The organism is Roseinatronobacter thiooxidans (assembly GCF_001870675.1).
In the GTDB taxonomy this organism is placed as follows: Bacteria; Pseudomonadota; Alphaproteobacteria; order Rhodobacterales; family Rhodobacteraceae; genus Roseinatronobacter; species Roseinatronobacter thiooxidans.
In genome coordinates this window covers 1-2,863 of the sequence record NZ_MEHT01000036.1, presented here as the reverse complement: position 1 = coordinate 2,863, position 2,863 = coordinate 1, and the positions used below count along the sequence as shown (strand labels likewise).

Annotated in this window: 1 protein-coding gene and 2 pseudogenes; 2 read left to right on the top strand and 1 reads right to left on the bottom strand. The window is 58.6% G+C overall.

Annotated features, from left to right (window positions below):
• Positions 1-81: 81 nt before the first annotated feature.
• Positions 82-339, top strand: a pseudogene (locus BG455_RS12100) (transposase); the annotation flags it as partial.
• A gap of 269 nt (positions 340-608) precedes the next feature.
• Here the strand turns inward: BG455_RS12100 and BG455_RS12095 are convergent.
• Positions 609-1,637 (bottom strand): annotated as a pseudogene (locus BG455_RS12095) (IS110 family RNA-guided transposase).
• Between the two features lie 19 nt (positions 1,638-1,656).
• Between BG455_RS12095 and BG455_RS12090 the strand changes: the two are divergent.
• Complete coding sequence (locus BG455_RS12090) at positions 1,657-2,679, top strand: IS5 family transposase (protein WP_425438752.1); 1,023 nt, start codon at positions 1,657-1,659, stop codon at positions 2,677-2,679.
• The last annotated feature ends 184 nt before the right edge of the window (positions 2,680-2,863 follow it).

Here is a 2,863-nt window from a genome sequence, read left to right as displayed (position 1 = left end):
AACAGGCTGCTGAAATAGTCCCGCCTCGACAACGATTTGAGAACATGATTCACCCTTCGCACGGCAGCGGCGGAGGTGAAGATGCGCGGGACGGACGAGACGAGTGGGTCACTGTTCAGCTATATTGATCTGGAAGAGCGCATCCCGGAGCGACACCCGCTGCGCAAGATCCGGCAGGTCGTGAATGACGCGCTGACCAGCCTCGATGCCGAGTTCGAGGCGCTTTACACTGATTTTGGTCGTCCCTCGATCCCGCCGGAGCGACTGATCCGGGCAAGCCTGCTGCAAATCCTGTTCTCGGTCCGATCCGAGCGGCAGCTGATGGAGCAGATGGACTTCTGTGGTTGCCGCCCGTGATGCAAGAGATTTCTGACCCTTTTGGCGTGTGATCGAGTGCGGTCTTCTGTGAGGCCTCAAGATGCGGCATATTCAGAAGCCGCGGGCCGGGATGGTGATCAGCGGATCGGATCCAAATCTACAACGAGAGCTTCGCGCTCACATCCATCTTCTGGTTTTCCTGCTCCGGATCTGTTCGATCATTTTGCCCATTCAGGTCGTCGTCTTCTCACACCCCCCTTGGCACCGTCGCTTTCAGTTCGACGTGTGCTTCATGCCGCGACTGCCAGCGCCGGCTCCTTGTAATCTTCGTTCTTCATCAGCATCGCCCATATCTGCCGAGCCATCTTGTTGGCCAGCGCTATAGCCACCAACATCTTGGGCTTGCGCGCCAACATCCGTGATAGCCAGCTGCCTTCCGTAATTGTGCGCAGTCCAAGCCAGCCCAGCCGCGACATTGCGCCAATGATTAGAAGGCGTCGGATATCGGCTTGGCCAGCCTTGGTCATCCGCCCCAAACGTTCTTTGCCTCCAGAAGAATGTTGTTTGGGCACCAGGCCCAACCAAGCGGCAAAGTCGCGCCCTGTCTTGAATTGTGTCATGTCGGGTCCGAACGCTTCCACAGCAACAGCGGTCAGGGGGCCAACACCCGGCATGGTCTGAAGTCTACGCGCCCTGTCTGACTCTGCCGCCAGCGTCTTGAGCTTTGCGGTACGCTCGGTGATCCGCGCCGTTTTCTCCGAAATCTGCGCCAGTAGGTCCAGGCATTCCTCCCGGATCAGCGCGTGCAAGGCAGAGGTCTCATCATTCACCAGCGCTGTCATACGATTAAGACTGCGCATGCCTTGGGGAAACACATGGCCATGCTCATACAGCAGTGCTCGCAATGCGTTCACATCGGCTGTCCGCTGATGAACCAGTCGTTCCCGGTCACGGAAAATCGCCGCGCGTTATTGTTGCTCCACTGTCTTGGACTCGACAAATCGCATCTCGGGTTGACGCGCCGCTATAACAATCGCCTCCGCATCAGCAGCATCATTTTTCTGGCGCTTGACGAACGGGCGTGTGTATTGGGGCGCAATCAGCTTTACCTCATGTCCAAGCGCCTCCATCTCGCGCGCCCAATAATGTGCGCTGCCGCATGCCTCGAAGATAACCAAGCAGGGCTCCTGCTGTGCCATGAACACGGGAAACTGTGTGCGCGTCAGCTTCTTACGAAACTGAACCTCCCCCGTACGCAGCGCCCCATGAGCTTGAAAAATATTCTTTGCCAGATCGACACCGATCATCATATTCTTCATTTCGCCGTCCTCCGTTCGTGTGGCTTTCAACACCACGACCTTGGCACATTTTGATGCCGTCAGAGAGGGCGGCAACCACCCCATCTACAACTTGATGTTCCGCTGGTTTGTCGGCCTCGGGATTGACGATCCGGTCTGGGTGCCCACTGTGTTCACCAAGAACCGCGACCGGCTGCTGAGCACTGAGATGTCGCGCAAGGTGATGGCGGCGATCCTTGCGCATTGTGAGGTCGCGCCGCTCTTGTCAGATGAGCACTTCTCGGTCGATGGCACGCTGGTGAAAGGTGAGCCATTGGAACGCCATTGGTCCGAGAGACAATGGCGAACGGCGTCGATGAAGAGCTTTCAGCCCAAGGCCGATGCTGCCCCGCCTGACGATGAAGGGCCGGGCGATCCGCCCGCCTCCGATACCACACCCGACACCGCAGCTTCCAAGACCCCAGCCGAGACCGACCCGATGCCCCGCAACACCAAAGCCCACCGCAATGCCGAGGTCGATTTCAAGGGCGAGAAGCGCTCGAACGCCACCCATGCGTCCAAGACTGATCCTGATGCGCGGCTTTACAAGAAGTCCCCCGGCACCGGAGCGATGCTGTGTTTCATCGGGCATGCCCTGATGGAGAACCGCAACGGTTTGATCGTGCAGGGCGACCTGACAAAGGCTAACGGCCATGCCGAACGCAAGGCCGCGCTTGACATGATCCACCGCCATTCACCCGGATCGACCCGGCGGCTGACTCTGGGTGCGGACAAGGGCTATGACGCGGGAGAGTTCGTGCGCGACTTGCGACAGGCCTGTGTCACCCCGCATGTCGCGCAGAAATCGCGATATTCAGCGATCGATGGCCGAACCACCCGGCATGCGGGATATGCCCTGTCCCAAAAGCACCGGAAGAAGATCGAAGAGGCATTCGGCTGTGCGAAAACCGTCGGTGGCATGGCCCAGACCATGTATCGCGATGTCGAACGCGTCCGGTCCCGGTTCATCCTGACAATGGCCGCAAACAATCTCGCCAGACTGCCCCGGTTGCTGACCGCATGACGCGGAAAACCCAACCAGGGCACATATGTCAAACACGCCGACAGACAGCGCCAGCGCGCGACACAGCCCAAATGAAGGGACAGAGTCCCGGCTCGGAGACTATTTCAGCAGCCTGTTCTCATGATCGCTGTCAAGCCTTTGTATCATAGAAATTACTCCGGCAAGGCCGGGCGCAGCGTGATGG